This is a genomic window from Candidatus Nanosynbacter featherlites, assembly GCF_005697565.1.
In the GTDB taxonomy this organism is placed as follows: domain Bacteria; phylum Patescibacteriota; class Saccharimonadia; order Saccharimonadales; family Saccharimonadaceae; genus Nanosynbacter; species Nanosynbacter featherlites.
Window position 1 is genome coordinate 521,745 of record NZ_CP040004.1, and the last position, 25,952, is coordinate 547,696.

Below are 25,952 nucleotides of genomic sequence, written 5' to 3' on the forward strand. Positions count from 1 at the left end.
AATAACAGAATCAGGCTCAAGAAGCGCTTTCTGAGTCATCATTCAGTCGCCGGTATTCCGCCAATGCAGCCCGAGCCGCTGCTTGTTGAGCAACCTGTTTGGATGGACCACTTCCTTGACCCATCAAACGGTCACCAACAAACACACCCAGCCTGAAGACTTTGTCGTGGTCAGGGCCCTCTTCGCTTAAGACTTTGTAAACCGGCGTTTGTCCGTCTAATCGCTGCGAAACCTCCTGCAAATGAGACTTCGGATCACGCCAACTACCAGTCTCCAAAATATGATCCAACTTGACGATGATGTGTGTATGAATAAAATCGCGTGCATCATCAAAGCCACGTTCCAGATAGATCGCGCCGATGACCGCCTCAAAGGCATTGGCCAAAATCTGCAAATGTGCCCGGTCTGAACCATTTTTCTCGCCCTTTGACATGCGAATGAGCGGCCCATAGCCCAACTTATCTCCCGCATCACCAATACTCTCTGTGCGCACTAGCGCCGCCCGCCACGCCGTCAAAATACCTTCTGGCTCAGAAAAATTAGTAAACAGATATTCAGTCACTGCCAATTCCAAAACCGCATCTCCCAGAAACTCCAGCCGCTCGTTGTGCTCGTGAACTGATTTTCTGTGTTCATTAACATAGCTGCGGTGCGTCAGCGCAGTGATCAAAAGATCCAGCTTTGTAAACTCAAAGCCCAGCTTCTCACGCGCAAATTCTTGGTATGGCGCGGTATTCATCCCACTCATCTACAAATTCTCCTGTCTGATACGTTTCATGGCGAGCAAAATCAATTTGCCAATGTCCTCATATTCAATTTCGTCCAAAGCTTCGTGAAATGAAAACCACTTAAGGCCATTCATCCACTCTTCTTTTTGTAATTTTTCATTTGGGTCAAGAGCTTTAACCAGATATACCTGCGTCGTCATCAACACCAGTTTATCAATTCGTCGATAGCGAAAATTGACCTTGCCCAGCCAGCCGCAAACCTCAATCTTTTTCAGGCCGGTCTCTTCACCGATTTCTCGCCTGGCAGTTACCTGCGCCGTCTCACCTGGCTCAATGTGCCCCTTTGGGATGGTCCAGCGATCCCGCGCGTCTTGATACAACAAAAACTCCGCCTCGCCCTTGCCGTTACGACGAAAAACAACACCGCCAGCTGTTGGTTCGCGCACGATTTCTTGAATTGATGGCTTTTTATGTCCGCTAAAATATTTGCGTATTCCGCTAAAATTGTCCTTTGTCATCGGCATCCTCTTGGAGGGAGCGATATGCTGTACCCAGCACACCGTTGATAAATTTCCCTGAGTTATCCGAACCAAACGCTTTGGCTAATTCGACTGCTTCATTGATGACCACTTTTGGAGGTGCATCTTTTGCGTGATTGAGCTCATACAGCGCTAACCGCAAAACTGCCCGGTCAATTCGCGCGATCTGCTCAATTGGCCATTCGGGAGCCAACGGACGCAATTGCTCATCTAGTTCCTGCTGCACCGAGATTACGCCGCTCACCAGCTTATCCACAAAATCGACATCATCGACTGATGACTTGTACTTATCAAGATTTCTCTCAAGAATGTCTTTGTATTCGACTGTATCGTCTCCAACCTCACGGCGAAATTCATATTCATACAATGTCTGAAGAGCGACGATTCGTCCTAAATGACGGTTTGAAGCCATGCCTAAAACGTTCCTGTTCGGGTTATATTACTACTATTTCGTTTTTTTGCCAGTTTCTCGCTTGGTAGTCCAGGCTTTAACTGGTGAAGAACCGTTTACACGGCGAGCTAATTTCAATACCAAGTGGCTGCGGCGCAGGCCAGTTTTTCGCGGGCTGCTCTGTTTTTTAGGTTGTGCCATAATCTCTCCTTTATCAGTTTATATTAACACTTGGGCTTTATTATAACGGTTTTTACGATTTTTCTCAAGAGTATAGTCTGAGATATTCTACAATATACTTGACTTTTTATATTGCTTATGCTATTATACTAATCATGAACAATAAACGATTACCAGAAACAAGCTTTGCAAAAAAGGAAAAAATAGAGAACAGGCTCAGAAAAACTGTGGGGATGCTAGCCATAGGTGTCACTGGATTAGGCCTTGGCTTATATCCATGGGAAGGCAGGTCTAGCGCCGAAGCACCAGACAGCCCTGCTGCTGTTGCAGAACAAGGCGCCGTTGATTTTGTTAACGCGGCACACGAAAACCCATCACTGCTAGGACCGGAAAAAACTTTCTCTGTCGATTTACAGGATGGTGATTCCGTTAATTCTGCGGCACAGCGAGCCGCTGAAGAAGTCGGCGAACAAGAGGGGTGGTCTGCAGACCAGATTAACCTTAATATTGGTGTAGTTACAGAGGCTAGTCAGGAAGTCCTTGACAACTCAGAATACAAGATTCCTCCAAAAGAATTCACTGTTACTATGGTCGAGAAAGACACTAATGGCGATGGCAAGAAAGAAGTCTTTCCTGCAGACGCAAAACCTAAAGCTAAATAACAACGTTAAGTAGTTTACCCGGAACATAAACCATCTTTTTAGGTGGTTTATTGTTTGTGAATTTTTGAACATTGGCGTCAGCTAAGGCTGTTTCTTCAACGCCCTGCCGGTCGATGTCGGCTGGCAGCTCCAGTCGTGATCGAAGCTTGCCGTTGACTTGGACGATGATGGTCATCACATCACTCACCAGATATTTCTCGTCCCACTTTGGCCAGTGATTGACGTGAATGGTATCAGCGTGGCCCAATTCCCGCCACAATTCTTCAGTGATGTGCGGTGCGAATGGCGCTAAGATTTGTAGTAAACTCTCCAGGGTGAACCGCCATGTTTCCGACGCTTGCATACCGTGTGACTCTTTGAATTTGTATAGGCCGTTGACCATTTCCATCATTGCCGCCACGGCTGTATTGAATTTCTCATCCTCAATGTCACGAGTGACTTTTTTGATGGTTGAGTGCGTTAGGCGCAGAAGGGTGGCGGCGTCGCCCCCTCCGACAGAGGCTGTGGAGGGTTCGCGAGTAGCGGACGCTCCAGCCGAACGCTCGCGAGTAATCTCCTGTGGAGATTCGAGCGAAGAGTGTACTCTGGAGGAGGATGGCGCCGCCAAAAACTCCTGCACCACATTCCACACTCGGTTCAGGAACCGATACGTTCCTGGCACCCCGCGCGGATCCCACGGTGCATCCATATCATAGGGCGCGATGAACATCTCGTACACGCGCAGCGCATCGGCACCATAACCACTGTCCATAATCTCCATCGGATCGATGACATTGCCCTTGGATTTACTCATCTTTTGACCGTCGGGCGCCATGATATAAGCGTTGTACATCATCCGTTTGAATGGTTCTGGCGTCGGCACCAAGCCAAGCTTATGGAAGAAGCGCATCCAAAAACGACTGTACAGTAGGTGCGCCACCGCGTGGTCGGCACCGTTGTAATAATCGACCGGCATCCAATGACCAATTCGCTCAGGATTCCATGCCTCGGCATCATTGTGCGGGTCAAGATAGCGCAGGAAATACCAGCTGGAACAGGCGTATCCATCCAGGGTATCAGTTTCGCGCCGACCTTCACGCCAATTGTCGCCCGCTGGCTTCGGCTCGGTGATTGGCACAGTTTTGCCCGTCTCAACATCAACCCACACACGCACCCAGTCATCAACTTGTGCTAGGACTGACGTGTTACCGCCCGTCGGTTTAAAATTCTCGACTTCTGGCAGAATCACCGGCAAGCACTCATCCGCTACAGCAATTGGCTCAAAACCGTCAACATGCACCATTGGAATTGGCGCACCCCAGTACCGCTGACGAGAGATCAGCCAGTCACGCATTTTGTAAGTAGTTTTGCCTCGACCAGAACCCTGCTGTTCCAGCCACGCGACAATTTGCTCGCGGGCATCCTCGCTGCGCGTGCCGTCAAACTGTCCAGAATTGATCAATTCACCTTCGCCAGTGTAGCAGCCGACGTCTGCCGAATCCTCTGGCTTGTCAACCACCTGAACAATTGGCAGATCAAATTTCTCAGCAAAGGCAAAGTCACGTTCATCATGGGCTGGCACTGCCATGACTGCACCCGTGCCGTAACCACTCAGCACGTAGTCGGCCACCCAGATTGGCAGCTTTTGACCATTGACTGGATTGATGACATAGCTGCCAGTAAAGACGCCGGTTTTATCCTTATTTTCCTGGCGTTCAACGTCAGACTTCTGCTGCGCCGCTTGAACGTATGCTTCAACTTTGGCACGCGTGTCAGCATTGACCAGCTGAGAAACCAATGAGTGTTCTGGCGCCAGTGCCACGTAGCTGGCACCAAACAGGGTGTCGGGGCGCGTGGTAAATACGGTAATGATGGCATCCTGTCCGTTAACTACAAAGTCAACTTCTGCGCCAACCGACCGGCCGATCCAGTTTTTCTGCATGGTCTTGACCATGTCCGTCCAGTCTAGGTCATCGGTCGCCTCCAAAATCTCATCAGCATAAGCCGTAATGCGGAAAAACCACTGCTTGAGGTTGCGCTTGGTCACAGGATTGCCGCAGCGCCAACATTTGCCGCCCTCGACCTGCTCGTTAGCCAGCACCGTATTGTCGGTATCACACCACCACTGTGGCTGCTCCTTTTGGTACGCCAAATCGTGCTTGTACAGCTGCGTAAAAATCCACTGCGTCCATTTGTAATACTCAGGGTCAGCGGTGGAAATCTCCTTTGACCAATCATAGCTAAATCCGAGTCGTTTTAACTGGGCGATGAAATGAGCCTTGGCTTCGTCATGCGCCACTCGCGGCGTTTTACCGACCTTGATGGCGTAATTTTCCACCGGCAAACCAAAGCTATCCCAGCCAATTGGATGGTACACATTGTAGCCTTGCTGACGCTTCAAGCGTGCTTTGATGTCGGCAAACTGAAACGTCCGACCGTGACCGATGTGAATACCAGCCCCGGTGATGCCAGGAAGCATGCTGAGACTATAGTATTTTGGGCGCGTTGTATCACTAAGATTAGTGACGTAGGTACCGTCAGCCTCCCATTTATCTTGCCATTTTTTCTCAATTTCCGTCGGATTGTAGCGTTTCATATCTGTAATTATAGCACGAAAATCGCCCCACATGAGAGCGGGGCGATTAACCGTCAATTAAGCTAGCTACGCTTCGTCAGCGTCACTTGTTGAGCTTGCTGGAGTGCTACTCTTCGGAACAAAGCTAGACAGCGGACTTGATTGGATTTTTTTCAAAACATCCTTCAGGTCTTTTGCGTCAGATGGTGCTTCAACTTTCTTGGCATCGCCGTACATGACTCCTGTCTCGAGAGAGACCTTGTTGCCCTGAGACGAACCCTCAAACTCTACGCGGCGCACTTGCCTCTTTGCGTTGTCAATCCACAGCTTCAGGGAAACATCTACCTTCTTGAAATCAAGTGAATCCGTATCAAGCGCTTTTGAGCTACTGCCACCACATTCTTTAATCTTCTTGGCATATGTTGTTTCGCTCAACGCTTTGGCAAAATTCTTACGCTTCTCAAGGGTAGCGTCGCTCAAATCAATCTCAAATCCACGCAGGCCATCTTTTGTGCCCAAATCTTTCTTGATTTGCAGGAAATTATTGTTGCGGTATGCTTGAGCGATTTCTTCGCGAACAGCAGCATCGTCCTTAGCACGGCGAACTGCATTCATCACACACTTTGCTTCCTCTGACTGCTCCAAGTCGTCTGAAGAAACCTTGATCCAATTACCATCAACCTCATTAATGATGGTCTCAAACTGCTTTAGCATTGTCTCTTTGAGTGACTTTGTCTGAGATCGGCTAGAAATCGCACCACCTGGCGAGGAAACACTTTCCATATAGCGGTCTATGGCCGTCTCAATTGAGCTGCGAACATTCTCCAGCTTAATGTACAGTGCGTCTTCGGTGTTTCGCACATTCACTTTTGGCAGCGCGAACTGTATTGTTTTATCAGAACCACCGGCGTTAACTGTTATATCAGCTTGCAGCTCCTGACTCTTCTCTGCATCCGATGATTTGAGTTTAATGGCGACTTTTTGATTACCTTTGCCCTCAAAAGTCAGCCGTCCTTCAGTGACGGAATTGTTCGACATGATTGCATTGACAATCGATGCCTCCAGTGCGCGCTGCGGGTTATTAAATACCAACAAATACCACAACAATCCTGCAATCAAGCCAATGGTGGCTAATGATCCTACGACCAAGCCAATGATCAACTTTTTGCGGTTTTTCTTTTTCGGTTTGTTGATTGCACCCATGATAGGCGGCTGTTCAGCCGGCGGCGTTGACTCAGCCGGTGCTGTTGTTGGCTGCTGTATGCTCATATACCCCTCCAAATTACTACTATGTTACTCATTATATCAGCTAATCGCTAAAACGAGAGAAAAATGCATTCTTCCTGGCTATCCATTCTGGTGTCTGACGAACTAACTTGTTTTCATCAATTGCCGTATGAAGATTGATCTTAATAGCCTCTTCCAGCCAAACACCGCCTGATGAGCCTTTGAATAGCGCAATGCCATCTTTTTTCAGCTTGTCGCGCACAAAGCTACCAGCTTCAATGGCGTCTTTGCATTCTTTTACCTGACAGCCACGCTGGCGAGCCGATGGTGCCAAATATTGGTTAGCCATTTCTCCGACCGTTACCACCCAATCAAGTTCATTGGGGCTACATAAATATCCCAGCTTGGACATTTCTTGCGGCATCGATTCTCTCAAACCGTTGATATTGCCTAGGACAGCGATTTTTTGAGGAGCGCTTAAGCTATATAGCGTCTGGATGGCAGCAGTCGTGGTCGATGGTGATGCGCTGTAGCTATCGTCCAGAAGGATAGTGCCGTCAGCACCGCGCAGCAACTGCATTCTTCCTGGAATTGGACGTAGCGCCTCCAAGCCTCGCTGAATTGAGCCAACATCCATGCCTAATTTGACAGCCACGGCCATGGCAGCCACCGCTGGTCTTACGTTGTGTTCGCCCAACAGCTTCAATTGCGTCTGGATACCCTCTGGATATTCTGGCGACACCATAGCGCCAAAATGCCCTTCGGTGAGTGAAAAATCATGTTCATCAAAATAATATTCTGCAACCCCACTAGTACCATAGGTAGTTATGTTTGGATTAGTCACAAAAGCCGCAAACCGACCTTCGATGTCATCGCGATTGATCAACGCCATCCGAGAGTTATTACCCAGTGTGATCATTTCCTGAGCGACTTCTTCTATGGTATGTTCAACGCGCATGCGCCCTGTGGTGACAGAAGTGATGACGGCAATGTCCGGCAAAATGACGGTTTTAAACCAATCATGAAAACCAATAGTCTGAGGGCTAAATTCCTGAACAATCACTTGTACTTCTGGATGCTCAGCGCGAGCTCGTTTTTTGACAGCGCGGTACATATTGCGGCGCGCAAAGAATCCCCATTTTTTTTCAGGACCCTCAGGATAGCGCACCCCCATGATCTGTAGCAAGGTCTGCATGTGAGATTTTGGCTCGAGCTGCGGCATGGCGATAGCATAACGCTGTGACAAAACCGTACCGATGGCGATCTTGGCGCTCGTTTTGCCAGTACTACCAGTCACCGCTATCAATTTGACGTCCGCATGCGAAGCAAAAAACTCACGCACTAACAATGGAATTTTCTTTTCAAATGATCGTCGAAACATATATTCATCATACCATAAGCGACTTGCCGAAACCAACGGCAAGTCGCCGAAATAGCAAAACGGAGCTGCTACGCGCCCACCCGGGGCATGTTGAAAATGTGTTTGTCTTTCAATTGGCAAGCATAGGAGATGCCCCTATGCGTACCAGCTCACTTGTGATTATGCACCAATTGTCACAAAAACACAAGCACTATTTTTGCTTTGTGTATTCTGGCAATACTTTTCCTGCGAGAGCTACTGCCATCAGTACCGCAAAACCGCACATAATCGACGGGATGCCAGTGATGGTTGATGGATCAATGATATTAACAAACGTCGTTGGTGCAATGAACAGTACATAGCCGATGATCAATGACCACAATGAGCGGCGAATGTGTTTTTTGGCATTTTTGCCACGAGTGTAGGCGTAGGCAATCGCCACGAACAACAAGCCGTAGTAGTACAACCCATACCATTCACTGATGCCTGGCTGATTTTCAAAAATGACATAGTTTCCCAAGCAGACACCAGCGCTAACGCCGTTTACGGCTAGCAAAAAGTAGCTAATGAACACGACCGCTAAGGTATACCCCAGCACCGGTATCCAACGTCGTTTGTCGGCAGAAATTTGATAGACTAAATGAATACCAAGAGGCGGCAACATGGTAATCGCCACATGCCCAAGCTTCGCCCAGCCCACGCTATCAAACAACACCGTGCCTTCACAAACATTGTATTCAGCCCATTGAAACAGCGCTAGACAAACGAGCAGTGCCACGACGATCCTCGTCACAGGAGTTAATTTGTAGCGCCATATTGTATGCAGTGCCAAAATAATCTCAATTACCAAGGTTGCCAACATCACTGGCGGTGAAAAACAGTAGAGCTTCGGTGTTCTGAATTTATCCATATGTGCATTATACACTATCTTAATCAAGCCGAATCTGATGCTTCCGGTAAAATAGCTTGGCGGACTGCTCAACTTCCCGGTGGCGAGCTTTGCCCCGAACATCAATATCCAAATGCGTACAGACAATATCTCCGGTCACCATGATCTTCACACCCGCCTCACGCAGTCGATGCGCTAAATCTTGCCCTTCGTGATAGCGAAACTCTGCGTCATATCCACCAACCTTCGCAAAATCATCAATCAGCAGCGCGAAGCTCCCCTCAGCCACCCAATCAACTTGGCGATCCGCCGTAACTCGCTCACCCCAAATCCATGGATAATCCCAGCCTTGCTGTTGTAACATTTGACGGTCGTCTGCCTGAGTCGCCCGCGTAAATTGCCGGTCGTGCTGCGGGTGCATTTCATGGCCATAATTCCAGGCCATCGGCTGACCATTGGCGTAGAGAATGGTACTACCAAGCATGATGTGATTTTCGCCAGCAAACTTTTGACGCAAAATAGCGGCAATATTCACCGTCTCAACACGCATGTCACAATCAATAAACCACACCACGCCAGTTTTATGCATATCCAAAAAGCGATTACGATTAGCTCCTGCGCCAATATTTTTCTCACCAAAGATGAAACCGACTGCCGGAAATTCACGGGCGAGATCTTGCAGTTTTTGCTGGTCGGCGGAATGATCATCAAGCACCGTGATGCTATCAAAATCCTGTGCTACTAATTGCCTCAAAAGATTTTTCAAAGCCTGAGGCGCGTTATAGTGTGGGATGGCGACGTGAACTTGCATATCGTTTACCTTGCGAACTAATCGCCGACCTCCTGCTCTTCACTGCCTGCTGTTTCTTCGTGATACTTCTCTGGCTGGGCGCGGAAAATTTCTACCCATTTGCTGTCATCAACCAGGTCGTTATATTCAATATAGTGCCGATTATCAAAGCCGCCTTTTTTCTGCTTTTTGCGCGCCATCGCCTCCTGAACTTGCTCTATAGAAAAACCAAAATCTTGGCGTAGTGTATCAACAACTTCCTGCAAATCAGCTAATTCTTTCAGCGCTTCATCACGCTGTTTATCACCCAGTGGAATTTCGTCCGCCTCCTCATGGACCTTACAGACCAGCTCACGACGAAATTCCTGACTGTCCAGCTCGCGGTACTCTGTATGTACGACTTCCGGATCATCCAGGCAATTTGGCACCACTTTGTCGCGCACTAATTTTTGTAAATAAAATCGGACCATCTAATTACCTCCGTTGGTTAATGCTTCAACGCCATCCTCATACACCAAGTCGCCAATCTCAACTTCGTAAATATATTTATCATCACGAAACGCAAAAAATCGGACGGTTTTATGTTGCTGCCAGGCTTGAACTATTTCCGCCCGCACGCCATCAGCGATGTCGCCAAACACCCACAGCTCATCAGCGCGCGCCACCAGCGTATTATTAGCACGCCGCACCGTGTCACGCTCAACCGCGTCGAGCAAAAAATAGTCAAAACTGGTAAATGGATTGATTGGCACAACGCCTTGCTCAAGCGCAAATTTCGTTACGAAAAATCTCATGTAAAAATATTTCTTGGACATGGCAGTAAACACAACCGTGTCGGCGGGTTTGATGGCAAGAGCGCGATGTGGTTGCTGTGTCATGGTTACATCTCCGTTACTGTATAAGCTCTAATAATGTTTGTTCATCAATAATTTTGGTGCCGTATTGTTCGGCTTTTTTCAATTTACTGGCGCCAACTTTACCGCCGGCTACTAAATATGTTGTATCTTTTGCAACAGCGGTTTGGAAGGTGCCACCAAGCTCGCGGATTCTTTCAGCAGCAGCATCACGACCCATCGACTGCAGGGTGCCGGTGATAACGAAGCTTTGGCCAGTTAGACTGCCGGATTTTTTAGTAAATTGTGGCGTCACGCCAAGGTCAGCAAATTTTTCGAGCAGCGTCACATTATCTTCATCGGCAAACCACGCCACAATTGACTCGGCAACAATTTCACCCACGCCATCCACTTCACGCAGCTCATCAATTGTCGCCACTAGTAACTTTTTGATACTCTTAAAGTGATTTGTCAGGTCAATCGCCGTCTGCGCTCCAACATGACGAATGCCAAGGCCAAACAAAAATCGCTCCAAGGCTGGCTGTTTTTTGGCAGCAATGGCATCGATGAGCTTCTGCGCGGAAATCTCAGCAAAGCGCTCCAGTTTCAGTAAATCATCTTTCGTCAACCGGTAAATATCCGCCAAATCGTTAACTAGCCCAGCCTCGACCAGCGCCTCAACATTTTTCTCGCCCAGCGTATCAATGTCCAGCGCGCCTTTGGAGGCAAAGTGCGCCAGGGACCGCTTCAAAATCAGCGGGCCGCTCAAACCTTTAACGCGGTAGACTGCCTCGCCCTCTGGCCGCACAAATGCTAGTTCCGGATATTGGCGTGCTAGTTCCGCTGGATAATCAATTGATTTGGAATCTGCTTCGCGCAATTCTTTTAGCACAGTTTGCACCTGCGGGATGATGTCGCCAGCCTTGAAAATCACCACCGTGTCACCGCGCCGCACATCCAGCCGGGCAATTTCGTCGGCATTATGTAGACTAGCATGCTGCACCGTCGTACCGGCCACTACCACTGGGTCAAACACCGCTACTGGCGTGGCCGCACCGGTTCGACCGATGGAAATAACGATATCACGGACGACGGTCGTAGCTTCTTCGGCGGCAAATTTATAGGCCACTGCGGCTCGCGGTGTCTTGCCAACGATGCCTAGCTGGGCAAACTGTCGCCGGTCGTTGAGCTTGATGACCGCTCCGTCGGTGTTAAACTGAAGCGACTGACGCAGCTCATCCAGATGATTAACATAGCTCATCACCTCATCCAAGCCATAGACGATTTGCGTTTGGCGGCTGGTGGTGATGCCCAACTCGTTCATCATCTGGTAACCAAAGGCAATTGTCGGCGTGTCCTCGAGGTTATCGCGAATGATATCATAACCAACAAAATGGAGCGGGCGCTCTGCCACCAGTTTTGGATCAAGCTGACGAATCGTCCCTGCGGCTAGGTTACGCGGATTGGCAAATTCCGGCTGACCAGTCGCTCGCCGACGCTGATTTAATGCCGCAAAGTCCTCTTTATGCATCACGATTTCACCGCGAATCTCCGTCCGACCACGCAAAAAATGAGCAAATCGCTGATTGGCGCGTAGTGTCAGCGGCACATTCTGAATCGTCCGCACGTTCATGGTCACATCTTCACCAACCAATCCGTCGCCCCGCGTCACCGCCCGCGTCAGTACACCGTCCTCATAAATCAGCGCACAGGCCAGGCCATCCATCTTGATATCGCACAAAAATTCTTCAGTGATATCACTACGCACTTTGTGCATACGCTGTATCCACGCCGCAACTTCTGCTCGGTCAAACACATCCTGGAGTGAAATCATTCGCGTTTGATGCTGGACCTTGGCGAATTTACTGAGCGCCTTTCCTGCCACCCGCTGGGTTGGGCTGTCTGGTGTGATGAGGTCCGGAAATTGTTCTTCCAGCTGCGACAATTCATGCTTCAGACTATCAGCTGCCGCCTCACTCATGATCGATTCGTCGAGCACGTGATAGTGATAGCGATAATCATTGATCAGATCTCGCAGTTTGACAATTCGTTGCTCGGCCGCCTGCCGATCAAGCTGGCGCGCTGTCATCGGCAACGACCTTTCGGTAGAATAAGTAGGTATAGGTAGCTGAAAATACGACAGAAAATGAAGCAACCAGCAGTACCATAATTGGTACCAGTGGGAATGAAGCAGTTTGATCAATCCAGCCCGTCACGAAGGCGTCCAATTTGATGGTTGGGATGAGAATAACCGCCCAAAGCAACGTTAGCATAATGGCTAGCCACAACATGCGAAGCAAGATACGGATACGACGGCCAACCACAATGTCACCAGCCATGCGCACAGCACGCATTGGGTAGGTGCCCGGCAGCGTAACAATGATCATGGCAAAAGCCGTGGAAGTGAGCCAATATAGCGATAGCACTCCCAGCAGCCCCGTAATGGCTGCAGCGATCATCAGTAGCGGCGTCTGATTTAGAACATCAGCCGTCTGTAGCGTCGTATAGAGAATCACGCCACCAGCAGCTGGCAATATTTGACACAGGACGATGAACAATAGCACAATGAATGCAACCAGCGGCGCCCCAGCTCGGTACAGGCCATCACGAATGTTTGGCGAATTGCCAGAACTGACTGCTCGCAATAACCAAATGGTAGTCAGCCAGACCATGATCAGCGCCAACACACCCAATATTTGCTGCAAGGCGTTATTTGGTTGGTTGGTGAGCTGGCCGTACACAACGCCGCCGAAAATCGAGAACGTTGCAAATAAATCACTCACCGCTCCCTGCTCGACTGTACCTTCGGCCAATGCTTTAATCTTTTTGTACGTCTCTTGATCCATCAATCCCGCCAGTACAAATACCACCACCGCATACACCAGCGCCAAGCCAAAAAACAATCGCTTGTTTGACCAAATCATTTTGACTGCTTGGCTGGTCAACGACCAATAGCCCGGAACATGCAGCGACCTAACATAATCCCTGCGCCGCGTCAGGCGAAAACTACGATGCGGTCGACGCTTCAAAAAATGAGCCCTCCGAGTTTTCAGCTGCTGCCAGATCTTTTTGCAATGATTCTTACACCGCAAATAATAACCAGAGGCAAGTTTTTGGTTTGCTCGTGAACGATTGGCTGTTATTTTCTTTTTGGAGACAGATGTACGTTGCTTATTCATCATCAGGTATCCTTACATTTTTGTCGCATTGTTTCGCAGGCGAGCAATACGATCCTCCAACGGTGGATGGGTACTAAATAATTTTGAGAAAAAGCCGGGGCGTAGCGGATTATTCATAAATAAATTGGCTGTCGATGTGCTTTGGCGCTCCATAGGTCGGCCATATTCTTGCAATTTGCCCAGTGCACTCGCCAAACCCTCTGAGTCTCGAGTCAGCAACGCACCAGAAGCGTCGGCCAAATATTCTCGCTGCCGACTGACTGCTAACTGCGTGATGGTTGCCAGAATTGGCGCCAAAATAACTACTACCAAACCCAATATGTACACCGCTGGGTGAACATCACGGTCATCGTCACCACCAAAGAACATCATGCGCAGGGCCAGATCAGCCAATAGCCCAATAGCACTCACCAAACCAAAAGCAATCATACTAACGCGAATGTCGTAGTTACGCACATGGCTCATTTCGTGCGCCATCACTGCCTCGAGCTCACGTTTGTCCATGATCTCCAGCAGTCCAGTCGTCGCACCGACGATGGCATGCTTGGGGTCGCGACCCGTCGCAAAGGCGTTCGGCGCCGGGTCGTCAATGATGTAGACTTTCGGCATCGGCATACCAGAAGCAATCGCCAAATTCTCAACTACTCGCCACAGTTCAGGCGCATCTTTTTTCTCAATCTCCTGCGCGCCAGTCATGGCCATGGCTAATTTTCCAGCCAGATAGTACTGAAGCCAGGCGTACAGCATCGAACAACCAAACACAATCCACGCCAGTGAATAATTTTTGACCACCATGCCGATGAAGACACCGATAATACCAATGATAGCTACGAACACTGCCATGATGATGACGGTGTTGCGTTTATTTTGAGAAATCGCACTATACATAGTAGCTATTATAACAAAAACCGCCCGCCAACGGTAGGCGAGCGGCTGTGTGGTTTGCGTGAAGTGTTAGAATTTGACTTCTACTGGGTTCTCAACAGACGCACGGTCTTCAACCTCAAAGAATTCCTTGGCTTGGAAGTTAAACATGCCTGCAACGATGTTTGCTGGGAAAGTCTGAATCTTGGTGTTCAAGTCACGAACGCCACCGTTGTAGAAGCGGCGGGAAGCTTGAATTTTGTCTTCAGTGTCGACCAGTTCCTGCTGCAATTGCATGAAGTTTTGGTTAGCCTTCAAGTCTGGGTAAGCCTCAGCTACTGCAAACAGACTCTTCAAGGCGCCTTCGAGCATGTTTTCTGCCTCGGCAGTATCCTTCACACCTTTGGCATCCATGATGGCTGAACGTGCTTCGGTCACCTTTTCAAATACTTCTTTTTCGTGTGTCGCGTAACCCTTCACAGAGTTCACAAGATTTGGGATCAAGTCAGTACGACGTTTCAGCTGAACCGTGATGTCGCTCCATGCTTCTTCAACGCGGTTGCGTAGAGTCACCAAACCATTATAGGTGGCGACGATGAAGCCGATAGCGAGAACCAGGACAACGCCAACGACTATAAGTGCTATGATGATTGAGCTCATTGAATATTCTCCTTATCAATTTATACTAACCCCTTCATTATACCACAGACATTTTGCTTGTGGTTAGGTTTTTGGGCAATAAATAACTTCGATCATCAAGAGGTATTGAGCCATATTCTACAGAGCTGAAAATACTGGCCGAAGCGACGTTCTAGCCCAAAATGGTATAATTAGTTATATGAAGACAGTTTTAATTACCGGCGCAAGCGATGGTCTGGGTTTTGCCACCGCACAACTACTGCTTGAAAAGGGCTACAATGTTTATTCTCTTTCTCGCTCAAAACCAACAGATAGCAGAATCAAGCACATTACGCTTGATCTGACAGATGAAATATCCATCAAGAGTGCCGCTCAGCAAATCTTAGAGCTTGATGATCAAATCATGGCACTCGTTAACTGTGCTGGCATTATGTCTAGATTTGACCGGACGGATGAAAAACTATTTAGCGATATTATAAAGGTATATTCTACAAATATCATGGGTGTAATTTATCTCACTAACTTCTTAATAGACAGGGTTGTCAAAGATGAAGCGGACGTCATCAATGTCGCTTCTACAGCCGGCACTAAAGGTTCTGCAAGCGAGCCAGTGTACACTAGTAGTAAATGGGCAATGCGTGGCTATAGCAAATCACTGCAAATGCTTTTCAAGGGCAAAAAGTCGCGAGCAATTAGCTTCTGTCCAGGTGGTATGCGCAACAGAATGCTTGAGAAAATTACTGGCGAGCAGCTACCAGACCCTGAAAACTGGATGCCAGTGGAAATAGTCGCAAAGACATTAGTGGACATCATCGAGACGCCAAAGCCGGCAGAAATTAGCGAAATTGTCATCAATAGAAAATAACAAAACCATAAGCTTATCACCGTATCACTAGCAACTTCCATTTACCGTCGACTGTTATCGGCACTAGAAAAGTCACCAAAACAGGTGACTTTTCTTTTAGCTGCAATTTGGTGCGCAAGGCGGGAATCGAACCCGCACGACTTTTGGTCAAGGGATTTTAAGTCCCTCGCGTCTACCAATTCCGCCACTCGCGCATATCTATCCGCACCAATGACCACCCAATTTCATGCCCACTGACGTTTGACACGGTCTGCCATTTGTGCTGGTTTGTATTATACTATATTTATGAAGCAAATTGTACATATTCATGGCGGATCACCTTTCGATTCCTACGAGCGCTATCTCTCCGCACTGCGCAATGACCCACTTACATATGAAAGTCTTTTTCACAAAACAAAATGGCGCGATTGGCTGGCTGTTACAATGACAGATTTTGATGTGTTGGTACCTAATATGCCTAATAAACAAAATGCACGATATTCTGAGTGGAAAATCTACTTTGAAAAGATATTGCCATTCTTGGGTAATAATGTACAGCTCATCGGTAGTAGTCTTGGGGCAATATTCTTAGCAAAATATTTGCATGAAAATCCTCTCAGCATACCAGTCAATCGACTAATCCTAATTGCTGCTCCATATAATGATGCAACTCACGAAGACTTGGGCGATTTTATATTGCCAAGTGCAACTGGACTCGAAAAATCCGCCAAAGAAATTCACCTATTCCACAGTAAAGACGATACTGTGGTGCCTTTTACTGAGCTAGCAAAGTTTCAGTCTGACCTACCAAGCGCAAAAAGCCATATATTTGTTGACCGAGGCCATTTCCAACAGCCAACCTTCCCTGAGTTAAAAGAACTGCTCGAAAAATAAGAAAAAACGCCCGATATTCAGACGTTTCATATTCACTTGGAGGCACGTACGAGAGTCGAACTCGTCTAAAAGGTTTTGCAGACCTCTGCGTAACCGCTCCGCCAACGCGCCGCTCTATTACATTTGGTGCGAGCGAGAAGACTTGAACTTCCACGAACCTAAGTTCACTAGCCCCTCAAGCTAGCGCGTCTACCAATTCCGCCACGCCCGCACGACTGTCATCATTATACCTGACACTACGGTGTTTTGTAAACTGAATCTTGGCGAACTGTCCAATATATCACGTCAGCAAATCGATCAGTTGGCGAAACCAGTCGAGTATTTTGCGTTACAGCCTGGACTGATGGTAGTTTGATGTACTCAACTGTTGGACGGTACAGCGGCAGTGACGCAGCCGATGCTTGCCAGCGCCGTGCGAATGACTGATAATAATCTGCTCGTTGTTTTGAAGAACGCTTACCACGACCACCAACCAATGCATCATCTGAGATAGCGTCATTATAATTGGCAAAGTTCAGACCTCGTTGGTCGCGTTGATCTTGTGACGAATGCCAATACGCGTAGACATCTGGGTCACCGCCAAGCACCAACTCATATATCAAGACGTCAAAATTACGCGGTTGCAACACCGACCTGAGAACATCCTGATTAGCATCTGTTGCATCAACAATTTTAACTTCCACTTCAGCATTGAGCTCATTTCGCCACGTCTCAGCCAACGAATTAGCTGCATTTTCATATTTAGAACCCTGCAAGGAAACAACTGACAGTTTCAGTGACTGATCGCCCTTTTTACGCACACCGCCAGACACCGTCCAACCTTCTGCGTCCAGTAGCTTTTTAGCTGCTTCTACATCACGGGTTAACGGCCGTTCCAGCTCTGCTTCAGTGTGTTCCGGCAAAATCGGTCCTGTCAATTCGCCTGTTTGTTGTGGCATCTTTTTGCGAAGCGCGGTGATGTCGACTGACTGCACCAAAGCTTTGCGAATGGATGGAGACTGGAGAATCGGACTCTTGCTATTGAATAATGCGTACACCCCGTTGTGGGTTTCATAAGCCTTCATCTCATACATTTTTTTGACGTTTTCTGGCTGAGAAGCATAGGTCAGCTCTGGCGTGGCCATGATTTCACTAGTTCTCAAGCCCTTTGTGATCTCATCCAGTGAGGCATATGCGTACAGCTGGAAACGGTCTAGCTTTGGCTTACCAAAGTGATATGCTTCATTTGCCGTCATATGCACAGCTTTTCTGCCACTTTCCCGGTTATCTGTCTGCAAGAGTCGGAATTTGAATGGTCCGCTCGTGACCGGTGAGCGTCCAAACGAGTGGTCGCGCAGAGTAGCTGGCGCTACATGTTCCAATACGTGTTTTGGAACAACTGGAAACGTCAATGTATGCAAAAATGGCGCATAGGTGGATGGTATTACAAATGTTACAGTATTGTCGGCAGTTTTCCGAACTTTGATGGATGCCCAACCGTCAGTTGAAGCGCCAACCTTGGAGTTTTTTAGAAGATTAACCGTAAATATGACATCATCGACCGTCAATGAGTGGCCATCAGACCAGCGAAGATTATCTTTCAGAGTGATCGTATATTCAGTCTCGGTGCCGTTGATGGCGATTGATTTTGCTAAATCCCCCTTGAGGTGTCCAGTATTGTCGTATTGGTAGAGGCTGGCAAACATTAGCCTCGCAGCAGACCGTTCTGCATTAGAACGCGCAAACAAGGGGTTGAGGGTTTCCAGCGATCCTAAAACTCCCTCTGAATATGTGCCACCTTCCTGAGGTGCATCCTTCGTGTAGGCTGCACGAAAAATAGTCCATTGCCCTGCACTCAGGCCAACCAATATCATCAATAGTACTGCCCAGCCGATAACTTCTCGGCGGACTTCTGTCAATCTGTCGAGACGGGATGTTACAAACTTATGTGCGTGCTTGATGACGCCCTTTTCGATCTTCACAGCTCGACGATTTAAGTTTTTTCCAGAAGCGCTCATTTTTTGGAACCGCTTCCAAGACGGCTTGCCTCCAGCCTCTGTCATGACGACAACCTAGCCTTTAAGCCCCGGCAAGACCAAACTAGCCAAGATTGATAGCACAAAAACTACAGCCAGAACGATGGTAACGTCAAACAAGTTCTTATCAAAACCACGACGTGTCGTAAACAGTTCACCAGAAGATCCAAACCCTGCACCAAGTGAGGCGCCACGCTGTTGCAGCAAAATTGTAATAATCATCAAAAATGCTGATCCTAATGTGATATATGGTAAAAGTTGTTCCAAATTCATCTAACTCTCCTGTTCTTTTTGCGCAGTCCGTAAATCAACCACACTACTTACTATATAGTTTACCAAACTAAGGATGATGCCGGCAATAATTGCGTCACCAAATGTTATGGAAACGTTTGGAGCGAGTACAATGGCAAGATAGACCATGAGACCATTGATAATCAGCGTAAATAGACCAAGGGTCAACAGAATTGCCGGCAGTGACAAGATGATAATGATCGGTTTGAGCATACTGTTGATGACGGAAAATATCAAACCAGCCAGCAGAAACGTCAACAAGCCACCATCCGACATGGTACCTAAAAGTCGCAACGATATCCAGATGCCAAATGAGTTCATAGCCCATCTGAATAGAAATACAAAAAATTGCCGTTTCATCACACTGCTACTTATTATAATAATCTGTTCGCATTTTCACAATAGCTAGACGTCACGAACAGCCGCCATCGCTCACATTCGAACTCTTGCTGGTGATGTGCATTTTCTGGGAGCCACGCGTTGCTTCAATACAAAATTCTTTACCGTCAGCGCCCTGAATATACACATGAACAGGGCCGCCGTTATAGTTTGGTATTGATGCGCCAGCGGGTAGTGTTGGATAGGCATTGTGAAAATTGCGGTATTGCTCCATAGCCTGTGCTGCACTTTTGAGGTCAGCCGTGATAGCATCACGCAACGACTTTTGGCGCCAATTACCGTAACTAATGATACCAATGGTGGTCAAAATTGCCATAACCGTAATCATAATAATAAGTTCTATGATAGTAAAACCGCGTTTCATATTGTTAGTATAGCACAAGCGTTTTAATTATTGGTACGCTGTGCCGCAATATATTTGTGGACGATTTGAGCACGCGACTGGCCAATCACCGGCGCTAGGTCATCTTCTGTAGCACTGACAACATTACGGAAGCTGCCAAATTTTTTCAGCAATTTGGCGCGGGTTTTTGGTCCAATGCCAGGAATTTCCTCCAGCTGATTTTTCGTTTGTTGCTGGCGTTTGAGCGCCGTATGATAGCTCACCGCAAAACGATGCGACTCGTCGCGGATGCGCTGAAACAGTTTGACGATGTCAGTTGTCGCAAGGATATTCTCGTCCGCTGTCGGACGTTCGTTGCGAGTTTGTTCCATGCTAGCTCGCAGGTTTTTTGAATGTGAACCGGCGTTACGCTGGCCTGGGTGTAAATTCACCACATAAACATCACCGTCTTCATGAATAGCGATGTACGACCGCGGCTGCGACCGCATTTGTTCAATGAACGCCGTATCAATCTGCGAACCGGTCTTGTGCACCAGCAGTTCTTCCTCGCGCTTAGCAATACTGACGATCGGCACGGTGACACCACGCTCATCACGCGCCCTGATGGCCGCCGCTAGTTGGCCTTTACCGCCGTCAATAAGCAGCAGATCAGGACGGCCCCAGCTTTTTAGATGACGCTCGCTCAGCCGGCGAAAAATCGCCTGATACATATTGCCGGTGTCATCATTTTTCTCGCTGACTTTGAATTTGCGGTACTCCGCCCGATCGCTCGCACCATTGGTAAATACCACCATACTGGCAACAACGTGCCGCCCGCTCATGTGCGAAATGTCATAACCCTCAATACGCGCTGGGATACCTTTTAGACCCAACAATTTCGCCAAATCAGCCAGCGCCTTGTCTTTAGAAATATCCAAAAACTCTTTGTCGCCAAAACAAACCCGCCGCTGCAACTCCTGCATGGCGCGCAGCTTATTACGAAGATCAGCCGCCCGCTCAAAATCATGCAGCCCAGCCGCCGTTTTCATGTCGTGTTCCAGCTCAGCGGCGATGGCTTTACGATTGCCCTTGATGTAACTGATGAGTTTGCGTAAATTAGCTTTATAGGCGGCTGGTCCATCACTCAACCGCGGACTGAGACCCAGATCTTCATCCAATTTCGACTGCCCCGGACGGCGCTGCCTGGTCAAATAGGGGAATATCCGCCGCAGATATCGCAAGGCTTTTTTCAAGGCAAAGCCATTGTAAAACGGGCCAACATATTCCGCACCATCATCCGCGGGATTACGCGTAAAACTGACGGTCGGCCACTCGCTTTTCATGTCGATTCGCACATACATCTGCGACTTATCATCGCGTAGCAGTACGTTGTAACGCGGCATATAGCGCTTGACCATCTCGCTCTCAAGGAACAGTGCATCCACTTCGCTCTCGGTCTCAATCCAATCAGTATCAGCAATTTCCGCCACCAACGCCATGGTTTTATTGTCCCGCCCACGCGAATCCTGAAAATACTGGCGCACGCGGTTTTTCAGCACCGCCGCCTTGCCCACATAAATAATCTCGCCACTGGCTGACTTGTGAAAATAGACACCGGGAGTACGCGGCAGGGTTTTGAGTTTGGTTTGCAATTGTTGATTCACCTTTTTATTATACATTCTTCCCGGCTATCGGTGTTATACTTTGTAGTATGTCGCAGATGAAAAATTCACAGCATTCCATCAAGGCTATCGTTTTTGATCTTGATGGTGTGTATTTTAACAAAGGCAAGGCTGAATTTCTGAGCAGCCTCACACGCTACGGCGTTGAGGAAGCGAGCGCCAAGTCAGTCTTTCTCACGAGTCAGCAAATGGCTGATTATAAACTAGGAAAAATTAACGATGACGAATTCTGGGCTTGGGCAGAATCACAGTGGAACACAGGGCTGTCTAGCCATGAGCTTATAGAACTGATGCTTGACGGCTATGCGATTGATGAACGTGTCATGCAACTGGTACAAACGGTTCGGCGTAAGGGTTATAAAACACTAATCTGCTCCAATAATTTCCCAGCTCGCATCCAAGGCCTGAAGAGAAAGTTTGGTTTTCTGCAGCAATTTGATACAGCAGTTTTTTCATATCAAGTTCATGCCGCTAAACCGTCAACCGAAATTTTTGCCGAATTATTGCGTCGCTCTGGCTGCCAACCACAAGAGATAGTCTATGCTGACGACAAGTCAACTGCGCTCACTGGTGCGAAGGATCTTGGCATTAACACGCTGGTTTATATAGACTTTGAGAAATATTGCAATAATCTTCAGGCCATGGGCGTTGTCGTGTCATGACATTACGGCGACCAGCCTAACAGCTCAGTAAACGACTTCTTCGCGCTAACACATTCACCCAGTTCGATACTCGTCACCGGCAGCGCAATATTATGCGCAAGTAATACCGCGTGAACTTCTTCCTGTTTATCATACGGCACTTCTATGTGTGAAATATTAGTGATGGCTATTAGCCTATCAGCGCGCACTTCATAGTAGCGCATCGGTTTTTCTAATTCCACCTGTGACGCAAGCTCCTTAACGCCAATGAGTATTGGGTAGTTACCAGGAATATCACTGCCCAAACAAAAGATATCCCACACATCACGCGCCTGTCTATTCACCTTCTTACCCCATGTGTTGTCACCATGTTCATCATGCGACAAGCTGCGCCATGTTTTCCAGCGACGCAGCATTGTGATGCCGCTGACTGTGAACAAACGCGCATAAAATAGACTATAGTAATATGACGTCCAAGTCAGCGCATCGCCATAACGATTTTTCTCTTTCCAACCAAGGCCGTGCATGTCAGCGTATGATCGCGCTACCATGCGGCTCCGACATAACGAAATTGAGTGTATGATATGCTGGTCGCTACCGCCAAAAACTGCATATACATCACGCGCTGGCTTGAGCCCACCAGTATCACAAAAGCTCTTCAAAACATTAATTGTACCGCGCTCACCATGCTGCCAACGACCGGTTCCATGCCAAAACTGGGTGTCTTGCGTCAGTTTTTGATATTCGGCTATCTCAGAGCTACTAAACCGGCGTAGTGTTTTTGTTGTAATAATCCGCTTCTGAGCTGTACTGCCTAACAACTTCTCTGCATAGCGCAACCGAACCTTGTGGGTGATTGCCAGCAAAAGATGGTGCGGCAAATATCGCAAGAGCTTTTTAATAAATAACTTTTGATATCCGTTATCTTTAGTCCTGTCGCGCTGACGAGTAGTCATGATACTATTTTGCCGCAGCTTTTTCCAAAGCGTCAATCAGTGTTTGCTTTGGTTTCATGCCAATCAGCTCAGTAACCTCTTCGCCACCAGCGATAATTTTCATGTTTGGAATTCCCTGCACACGATAGTCAATAGCCAACTGCGCGTTCTCCTGACTGGCTTCAGTGTCAACTTTGACGACATCAAACTCAGTTTCTTCAGCAATTTGATGCAAAATTGGCGCCATCGCTCGGCACGGCGGACACCATGGCGCCCAAAAATCAACCAGCACTGGCTTGTCGCTTTTTAGCACTTTCTCTTCAAATTCTTGTTTTGTTGTAATCTCATATAACGCCATTATTTCCTCCTTTGTTCATATTCTATTATACAGCAGCTACACGCCAAATGAACAAAATCTTATCACATCAACCACTGTATGTGCACCTATGGCCGAACTAACATCGCGCTTTCGTTGCATGACGGCAAACGGCAGACCAAACAATAGCGCCAACGCCAGGACGCTACCCAGCGCAAAATTAACTGTATTAAAATGAAGCAAGACGTGAGGTAATATCATAACAAGATAGCACAAAAAATTATCTAATTTTGACAGTAATCTATCCTTAATGAAATAGATGCACGTAGCAAAGAAAAAGAAGCGGAAAATAATTTCTTCCGAAATACCAGCACGCATGGCGTTTAAGAACCATTCTGGCTTGAGCGAAAAAGCAATATTCCAAGAAATTTTTGCCAGGAGAATATTGACGGTTCCCAGCGCCAATCCTACCAATAGGGCAAGGCAAATTGTTTTTAGTATTTCTTTTTTGTTGACCATTTTACAGAGGACAATTGCATGCTTACTTTTCTTGAGCACACTAACACCTCCAACATACGCAACAGCAGAGCACACTCCCATGAACATACTGGATGGTGCAGCCAGACAGCCTAAAATTACAGCAATGACAACATCAGTTCTAGAAACATTTTTGTTCCTTACGATAAATAAAACTGCCAATAAAACAACAACCAAAAACCACAGGATGTTAAGCTTTTGTGGATTTAGTAACGTTATCGACCACAGCGCCACAAAAAAGAGGTTGATACCGAGCAGTACTCGTGTTGAAGATCGGTGTAAAACTACAGCACGTTCTTGACTCATGACATAACTATATCATATACTTACCTAACATGTATGAACTTGTCTGAGGCGAGTTCCTCTAAACCCTCACGTTCGTAATAGTTAACTTACCAGCGAACCACTGAATACAGAAACTAACCAAAGGAGTATTTACGTTGACAAAAGTATCAAACAAAGAAATATTATGCCTGTTCTGGCGAATATCACAGCCCTACAAGCATCGGCGAAATTTGACTATTTTCTTTACAATCATCACACTTGCCATCACAATTTTTGTTGGCCCGCTGATTATTGCAGAATTGCTCAACACCATCCAAAGCGGTCAACTAAACAACGCGGAGAAACTATGGAAATTAGTCGCGCTCTACGGCATGAGCGAATTATGGTCAAATGTCATCAGCTGGCGCTTAGTCCTGTATCTCGCTTGGACGTTTGAAACTGCCCTACAACGTGATCTATACGCACAGTGTTTTAGCAAACTAACCAAACAAACAATGTTTTTCCATGCCAATAAATTTGGTGGCTCACTTGTCAGCCAAACCAATAAATTAAACGGCGCAGTTGAACGTTTTTGGGACACGATCATTTGGTCAATTTTGCCGTTGGTCATCTCCCTGGTTGGCTCAATCATCATCCTATCAACCCTGCTGTGGCAGTACGCCGTATTTCTCCTACTCTTCTCAATCATTTTCAGTGTCGTTGTCTATTTTGGCTCTCGGCCGATGGCTAAACTGAACGAGAAAGAAGCTAAAGCCAGCAACAAAGTGAGCGGACAATTAGCGGACGCCGTTTCAAACATTTTGGCAGTAAAATCGTCTGGTGCCGAGGCATTGGAGCAGCAACGCTTTGCAAAAACTGTTACATCATGGCGCGGCGCTAGTCTGGGCACAATGCGCGGGCTTTTAAAAGTCAGTACTGTGTATTCGACCATTAATATAACGATAAAAATTGGGGCAATTGCCTTTGCAATATATGCCGCTCAGCATAACATCGTATCAGTAGCGGCGGTTTATCTCATCATCACCTACACCGGTAGCGTGGCGCATGAGTTGTGGAATATGAACAGCATCATGCGTAGTTACAACCGCATCCTTGGTGACGCTCACGATATGGTGGAGATTCTTACCACGCCGACGACACTAGTCGATCAAAGTGACGCAAAGCTTGCTATTACGCACGGCAGTATCACCATGGATAATGTGACCTTTACTCATGATGAGGGTGAAGGTGACACGCTGTTTCATGATTTCTCTCTTCGCATTCAGCCAGGTGAAAAAATTGGTTTGGTTGGGTCAAGTGGTTCTGGCAAAACTACCCTGACCAAATTATTGCTACGCTTTGCTGACATCGACTCAGGGGAGATTACCATCGACGCACAAAACATCGCCGACGTCACCCAAGCAAGCCTGCGCGAACAAATCGCCTACGTGCCGCAAGAGCCACTACTATTTCACCGTTCAGTCCGCGAAAATATCGCTTACGGCCGACCTGACGCAACTGATGCTGAAATTGAACGTGCCGCCAAAAAAGCTGGTGCCTATGATTTTATCATTAAGCTACAAGACGGTTTCGACACCATGGTCGGTGAGCGCGGTGTGAAACTTTCAGGCGGACAGCGGCAGCGCATCGCTATTGCCAGGGCGATTTTGAAAAATACACCAATTCTAATTCTTGATGAAGCAACCTCAGCCTTGGACTCAGAGTCAGAAGCGCTTATCCAGCAGTCGCTGGAGACATTAATGAAAGACCGAACCTCGATCGTCATCGCTCACCGCTTGTCGACCATCGCCAAACTGGATCGCATCATTGTTCTAGAAAATGGACGCATCATCGAAGACGGTTCGCACGAGCAACTGCTTGCCAAAAAACGCGGTGTTTATGCCAAATTATGGGCGCGGCAGTCTGGCGGATTTATCGAAGATTAACATAAAGCGGCTATGTGAGATAGCCGCTTTA

Annotated in this window: 28 protein-coding genes and 3 tRNA genes; 5 read left to right on the forward strand and 26 right to left on the reverse strand. The window is 47.5% G+C overall.

What is annotated here, in order from left to right; genetic code table 11:
* Nucleotides 1-16: 16 nt before the first annotated feature.
* From rnc to FBF37_RS04095, 4 genes are read right to left on the reverse strand one after another with little or no spacing between them, the layout of a single operon-like run.
* Nucleotides 17-748, reverse strand: a complete 732-nt coding sequence (rnc, locus tag FBF37_RS02735; protein WP_138079259.1) for a ribonuclease III — start codon at nt 746-748, stop codon at nt 17-19.
* The gene (locus FBF37_RS02740) at nt 749-1,246 is read right to left on the reverse strand and encodes an NUDIX hydrolase (protein WP_174843591.1); all 498 of its coding nucleotides are present in this window, start codon (nt 1,244-1,246) and stop codon (nt 749-751) included. It lies immediately after the preceding gene.
* Nucleotides 1,227-1,679, reverse strand: coding sequence for a transcription antitermination factor NusB (gene nusB, locus FBF37_RS02745; protein WP_138079263.1), 453 nt, complete (start codon nt 1,677-1,679; stop codon nt 1,227-1,229). Before nusB ends, FBF37_RS02740 begins: the two co-directional genes overlap by 20 nt.
* Nucleotides 1,680-1,712: 33 nt before the next feature.
* Nucleotides 1,713-1,859, reverse strand: coding sequence for a hypothetical protein (locus tag FBF37_RS04095; protein WP_174843592.1), 147 nt, complete (start codon nt 1,857-1,859; stop codon nt 1,713-1,715).
* A 134-nt stretch (nt 1,860-1,993) separates the two neighbouring features.
* Here FBF37_RS04095 and FBF37_RS02750 point away from each other — a divergent pair, with 134 nt between their 5' ends.
* A complete protein-coding gene (locus FBF37_RS02750; protein ID WP_138079265.1) occupies nt 1,994-2,500 on the forward strand; it encodes a hypothetical protein in 507 nt (168 codons plus the stop codon).
* On the opposite strand, the gene leuS is transcribed toward FBF37_RS02750, so the two are convergent.
* The 11 genes from leuS to FBF37_RS02805 form a co-directional block, all read right to left on the reverse strand.
* Nucleotides 2,493-5,075 carry a leucine--tRNA ligase gene (gene leuS, locus FBF37_RS02755; RefSeq protein WP_138079267.1) on the reverse strand — a complete coding sequence of 861 codons (2,583 nt, stop codon included), beginning with the start codon at nt 5,073-5,075 and terminating at the stop codon, nt 2,493-2,495. The genes FBF37_RS02750 and leuS overlap by 8 nt on opposite strands.
* A gap of 66 nt (nt 5,076-5,141) precedes the next feature.
* Entirely contained in the window at nt 5,142-6,323 is a 1,182-nt protein-coding gene (locus tag FBF37_RS02760; RefSeq protein ID WP_138079269.1) for a hypothetical protein, read from the reverse strand.
* A 40-nt stretch (nt 6,324-6,363) separates the two neighbouring features.
* Complete coding sequence (locus tag FBF37_RS02765) at nt 6,364-7,662, reverse strand: Mur ligase family protein (RefSeq protein WP_138079271.1); 1,299 nt, start codon at nt 7,660-7,662, stop codon at nt 6,364-6,366.
* Between the two features lie 190 nt (nt 7,663-7,852).
* On the reverse strand, nt 7,853-8,551 hold the full coding sequence (locus FBF37_RS02770; protein WP_174843593.1) for a histidine kinase N-terminal 7TM domain-containing protein: 699 nt from the start codon (nt 8,549-8,551) through the stop codon (nt 7,853-7,855).
* Nucleotides 8,552-8,570: 19 nt separating this feature from the next.
* Nucleotides 8,571-9,341 carry a glycosyltransferase family 2 protein gene (locus FBF37_RS02775; protein ID WP_138079275.1) on the reverse strand — a complete coding sequence of 257 codons (771 nt, stop codon included), beginning with the start codon at nt 9,339-9,341 and terminating at the stop codon, nt 8,571-8,573.
* A gap of 17 nt (nt 9,342-9,358) precedes the next feature.
* A complete protein-coding gene (locus tag FBF37_RS02780; RefSeq protein WP_138079277.1) occupies nt 9,359-9,790 on the reverse strand; it encodes a nucleoside triphosphate pyrophosphohydrolase in 432 nt (143 codons plus the stop codon).
* Nucleotides 9,791-10,198 (reverse strand): DUF7768 domain-containing protein, encoded by a 408-nt coding sequence (locus FBF37_RS02785; RefSeq protein ID WP_138079279.1) that lies wholly within the window; start codon nt 10,196-10,198, stop codon nt 9,791-9,793.
* A gap of 13 nt (nt 10,199-10,211) precedes the next feature.
* Nucleotides 10,212-12,242, reverse strand: a complete 2,031-nt coding sequence (gene ligA / locus FBF37_RS02790) for an NAD-dependent DNA ligase LigA (RefSeq protein ID WP_138079281.1) — start codon at nt 12,240-12,242, stop codon at nt 10,212-10,214.
* Nucleotides 12,223-13,335 carry a hypothetical protein gene (locus tag FBF37_RS02795; protein ID WP_138079283.1) on the reverse strand — a complete coding sequence of 371 codons (1,113 nt, stop codon included), beginning with the start codon at nt 13,333-13,335 and terminating at the stop codon, nt 12,223-12,225. The genes ligA and FBF37_RS02795 overlap by 20 nt, the downstream gene beginning before the upstream one ends.
* A 9-nt stretch (nt 13,336-13,344) precedes the next feature.
* On the reverse strand, nt 13,345-14,220 hold the full coding sequence (gene htpX / locus FBF37_RS02800) for a zinc metalloprotease HtpX (protein ID WP_138079285.1): 876 nt from the start codon (nt 14,218-14,220) through the stop codon (nt 13,345-13,347).
* Between the two features lie 66 nt (nt 14,221-14,286).
* Complete coding sequence (locus FBF37_RS02805) at nt 14,287-14,856, reverse strand: LemA family protein (protein WP_138079287.1); 570 nt, start codon at nt 14,854-14,856, stop codon at nt 14,287-14,289.
* 178 nt (nt 14,857-15,034) lie between these two features.
* On the opposite strand from FBF37_RS02805, the gene FBF37_RS02810 reads away from it, so the two are divergent.
* On the forward strand, nt 15,035-15,700 hold the full coding sequence (locus tag FBF37_RS02810) for an SDR family NAD(P)-dependent oxidoreductase (RefSeq protein ID WP_138079289.1): 666 nt from the start codon (nt 15,035-15,037) through the stop codon (nt 15,698-15,700).
* Nucleotides 15,701-15,808: 108 nt separating this feature from the next.
* On the opposite strand, the gene FBF37_RS02815 is transcribed toward FBF37_RS02810, so the two are convergent.
* Nucleotides 15,809-15,894 (reverse strand) — tRNA-Leu (locus tag FBF37_RS02815).
* Between the two features lie 91 nt (nt 15,895-15,985).
* Here FBF37_RS02815 and FBF37_RS02820 point away from each other — a divergent pair.
* Nucleotides 15,986-16,573, forward strand: coding sequence for an alpha/beta hydrolase (locus FBF37_RS02820; RefSeq protein ID WP_138079291.1), 588 nt, complete (start codon nt 15,986-15,988; stop codon nt 16,571-16,573).
* A 37-nt stretch (nt 16,574-16,610) separates the two neighbouring features.
* Here the strand turns inward: FBF37_RS02820 and FBF37_RS02825 are convergent.
* The 7 genes from FBF37_RS02825 to FBF37_RS02855 form a co-directional block, all read right to left on the reverse strand.
* Nucleotides 16,611-16,684 (reverse strand) — tRNA-Cys (locus FBF37_RS02825).
* Between the two features lie 13 nt (nt 16,685-16,697).
* A tRNA-Leu gene (locus tag FBF37_RS02830) sits at nt 16,698-16,784 on the reverse strand.
* Between the two features lie 25 nt (nt 16,785-16,809).
* The gene (locus FBF37_RS02835; protein ID WP_138079293.1) at nt 16,810-18,615 is read right to left on the reverse strand and encodes a peptide ABC transporter substrate-binding protein; all 1,806 of its coding nucleotides are present in this window, start codon (nt 18,613-18,615) and stop codon (nt 16,810-16,812) included.
* 9 nt (nt 18,616-18,624) lie between these two features.
* Nucleotides 18,625-18,861, reverse strand: coding sequence for a preprotein translocase subunit SecG (secG, locus tag FBF37_RS02840; protein WP_138079295.1), 237 nt, complete (start codon nt 18,859-18,861; stop codon nt 18,625-18,627).
* On the reverse strand, nt 18,862-19,239 hold the full coding sequence (locus FBF37_RS02845; RefSeq protein ID WP_138079297.1) for a phage holin family protein: 378 nt from the start codon (nt 19,237-19,239) through the stop codon (nt 18,862-18,864).
* A gap of 52 nt (nt 19,240-19,291) precedes the next feature.
* On the reverse strand, nt 19,292-19,594 hold the full coding sequence (locus tag FBF37_RS02850) for a type IV pilin protein (RefSeq protein WP_236861224.1): 303 nt from the start codon (nt 19,592-19,594) through the stop codon (nt 19,292-19,294).
* A gap of 71 nt (nt 19,595-19,665) precedes the next feature.
* Nucleotides 19,666-21,264 (reverse strand): helix-hairpin-helix domain-containing protein, encoded by a 1,599-nt coding sequence (locus FBF37_RS02855; RefSeq protein WP_138079301.1) that lies wholly within the window; start codon nt 21,262-21,264, stop codon nt 19,666-19,668.
* A gap of 47 nt (nt 21,265-21,311) precedes the next feature.
* Between FBF37_RS02855 and FBF37_RS02860 the strand changes: the two genes are divergently transcribed.
* Complete coding sequence (locus FBF37_RS02860) at nt 21,312-21,944, forward strand: HAD family hydrolase (RefSeq protein WP_138079303.1); 633 nt, start codon at nt 21,312-21,314, stop codon at nt 21,942-21,944.
* A gap of 2 nt (nt 21,945-21,946) precedes the next feature.
* Here FBF37_RS02860 and FBF37_RS02865 read toward each other — a convergent pair whose 3' ends face one another.
* The 3 genes from FBF37_RS02865 to FBF37_RS02875 are packed head-to-tail and all read right to left on the reverse strand — an operon-like array spanning nt 21,947 to nt 24,017.
* Nucleotides 21,947-22,879, reverse strand: coding sequence for a hypothetical protein (locus FBF37_RS02865; RefSeq protein WP_138079305.1), 933 nt, complete (start codon nt 22,877-22,879; stop codon nt 21,947-21,949).
* Nucleotides 22,880-22,883: 4 nt separating this feature from the next.
* Nucleotides 22,884-23,216: a thioredoxin family protein gene (locus FBF37_RS02870; protein WP_138079307.1), complete on the reverse strand. Its 333-nt coding sequence runs from the start codon at nt 23,214-23,216 to the stop codon at nt 22,884-22,886.
* A gap of 36 nt (nt 23,217-23,252) precedes the next feature.
* A complete protein-coding gene (locus FBF37_RS02875; RefSeq protein ID WP_138079309.1) occupies nt 23,253-24,017 on the reverse strand; it encodes a CPBP family glutamic-type intramembrane protease in 765 nt (254 codons plus the stop codon).
* A 134-nt stretch (nt 24,018-24,151) separates the two neighbouring features.
* On the opposite strand from FBF37_RS02875, the gene FBF37_RS02880 reads away from it, so the two are divergent.
* Complete coding sequence (locus FBF37_RS02880; RefSeq protein WP_138079311.1) at nt 24,152-25,921, forward strand: ABC transporter ATP-binding protein; 1,770 nt, start codon at nt 24,152-24,154, stop codon at nt 25,919-25,921.
* Nucleotides 25,922-25,952: the final 31 nt, after the last annotated feature.

Bases quoted from the DNA above. Each gene is read 5' to 3' on its own strand.
- FBF37_RS02785 (WP_138079279.1), bottom strand. From the start codon at position 10,198: ATGACACAGCAACCACATCGCGCTCTTGCCATCAAACCCGCCGACACG.
- FBF37_RS02835 (WP_138079293.1), bottom strand. From the start codon at position 18,615: ATGACAGAGGCTGGAGGCAAGCCGTCTTGGAAGCGGTTCCAAAAAATG.
- nusB (WP_138079263.1), bottom strand. From the start codon at position 1,679: ATGGCTTCAAACCGTCATTTAGGACGAATCGTCGCTCTTCAGACATTG.
- FBF37_RS02870 (WP_138079307.1), bottom strand. From the start codon at position 23,216: ATGGCGTTATATGAGATTACAACAAAACAAGAATTTGAAGAGAAAGTG.
- FBF37_RS02845 (WP_138079297.1), bottom strand. From the start codon at position 19,239: ATGAAACGGCAATTTTTTGTATTTCTATTCAGATGGGCTATGAACTCA.
- FBF37_RS02760 (WP_138079269.1), bottom strand. From the start codon at position 6,323: ATGAGCATACAGCAGCCAACAACAGCACCGGCTGAGTCAACGCCGCCG.
- secG (WP_138079295.1), bottom strand. From the start codon at position 18,861: ATGAATTTGGAACAACTTTTACCATATATCACATTAGGATCAGCATTT.
- FBF37_RS04095 (WP_174843592.1), bottom strand. From the start codon at position 1,859: ATGGCACAACCTAAAAAACAGAGCAGCCCGCGAAAAACTGGCCTGCGC.
- rnc (WP_138079259.1), bottom strand. From the start codon at position 748: ATGAGTGGGATGAATACCGCGCCATACCAAGAATTTGCGCGTGAGAAG.
- htpX (WP_138079285.1), bottom strand. From the start codon at position 14,220: ATGTATAGTGCGATTTCTCAAAATAAACGCAACACCGTCATCATCATG.
- FBF37_RS02810 (WP_138079289.1), top strand. From the start codon at position 15,035: ATGAAGACAGTTTTAATTACCGGCGCAAGCGATGGTCTGGGTTTTGCC.
- FBF37_RS02795 (WP_138079283.1), bottom strand. From the start codon at position 13,335: ATGATGAATAAGCAACGTACATCTGTCTCCAAAAAGAAAATAACAGCC.
- FBF37_RS02765 (WP_138079271.1), bottom strand. From the start codon at position 7,662: ATGTTTCGACGATCATTTGAAAAGAAAATTCCATTGTTAGTGCGTGAG.
- FBF37_RS02740 (WP_174843591.1), bottom strand. From the start codon at position 1,246: ATGACAAAGGACAATTTTAGCGGAATACGCAAATATTTTAGCGGACAT.
- FBF37_RS02860 (WP_138079303.1), top strand. From the start codon at position 21,312: ATGTCGCAGATGAAAAATTCACAGCATTCCATCAAGGCTATCGTTTTT.
- FBF37_RS02750 (WP_138079265.1), top strand. From the start codon at position 1,994: ATGAACAATAAACGATTACCAGAAACAAGCTTTGCAAAAAAGGAAAAA.
- FBF37_RS02780 (WP_138079277.1), bottom strand. From the start codon at position 9,790: ATGGTCCGATTTTATTTACAAAAATTAGTGCGCGACAAAGTGGTGCCA.
- FBF37_RS02775 (WP_138079275.1), bottom strand. From the start codon at position 9,341: ATGCAAGTTCACGTCGCCATCCCACACTATAACGCGCCTCAGGCTTTG.
- FBF37_RS02770 (WP_174843593.1), bottom strand. From the start codon at position 8,551: ATGGATAAATTCAGAACACCGAAGCTCTACTGTTTTTCACCGCCAGTG.
- leuS (WP_138079267.1), bottom strand. From the start codon at position 5,075: ATGAAACGCTACAATCCGACGGAAATTGAGAAAAAATGGCAAGATAAA.
- FBF37_RS02850 (WP_236861224.1), bottom strand. From the start codon at position 19,594: ATGGCAATTTTGACCACCATTGGTATCATTAGTTACGGTAATTGGCGC.
- FBF37_RS02820 (WP_138079291.1), top strand. From the start codon at position 15,986: ATGAAGCAAATTGTACATATTCATGGCGGATCACCTTTCGATTCCTAC.
- ligA (WP_138079281.1), bottom strand. From the start codon at position 12,242: ATGACAGCGCGCCAGCTTGATCGGCAGGCGGCCGAGCAACGAATTGTC.
- FBF37_RS02805 (WP_138079287.1), bottom strand. From the start codon at position 14,856: ATGAGCTCAATCATCATAGCACTTATAGTCGTTGGCGTTGTCCTGGTT.
- FBF37_RS02865 (WP_138079305.1), bottom strand. From the start codon at position 22,879: ATGACTACTCGTCAGCGCGACAGGACTAAAGATAACGGATATCAAAAG.
- FBF37_RS02875 (WP_138079309.1), bottom strand. From the start codon at position 24,017: ATGAGTCAAGAACGTGCTGTAGTTTTACACCGATCTTCAACACGAGTA.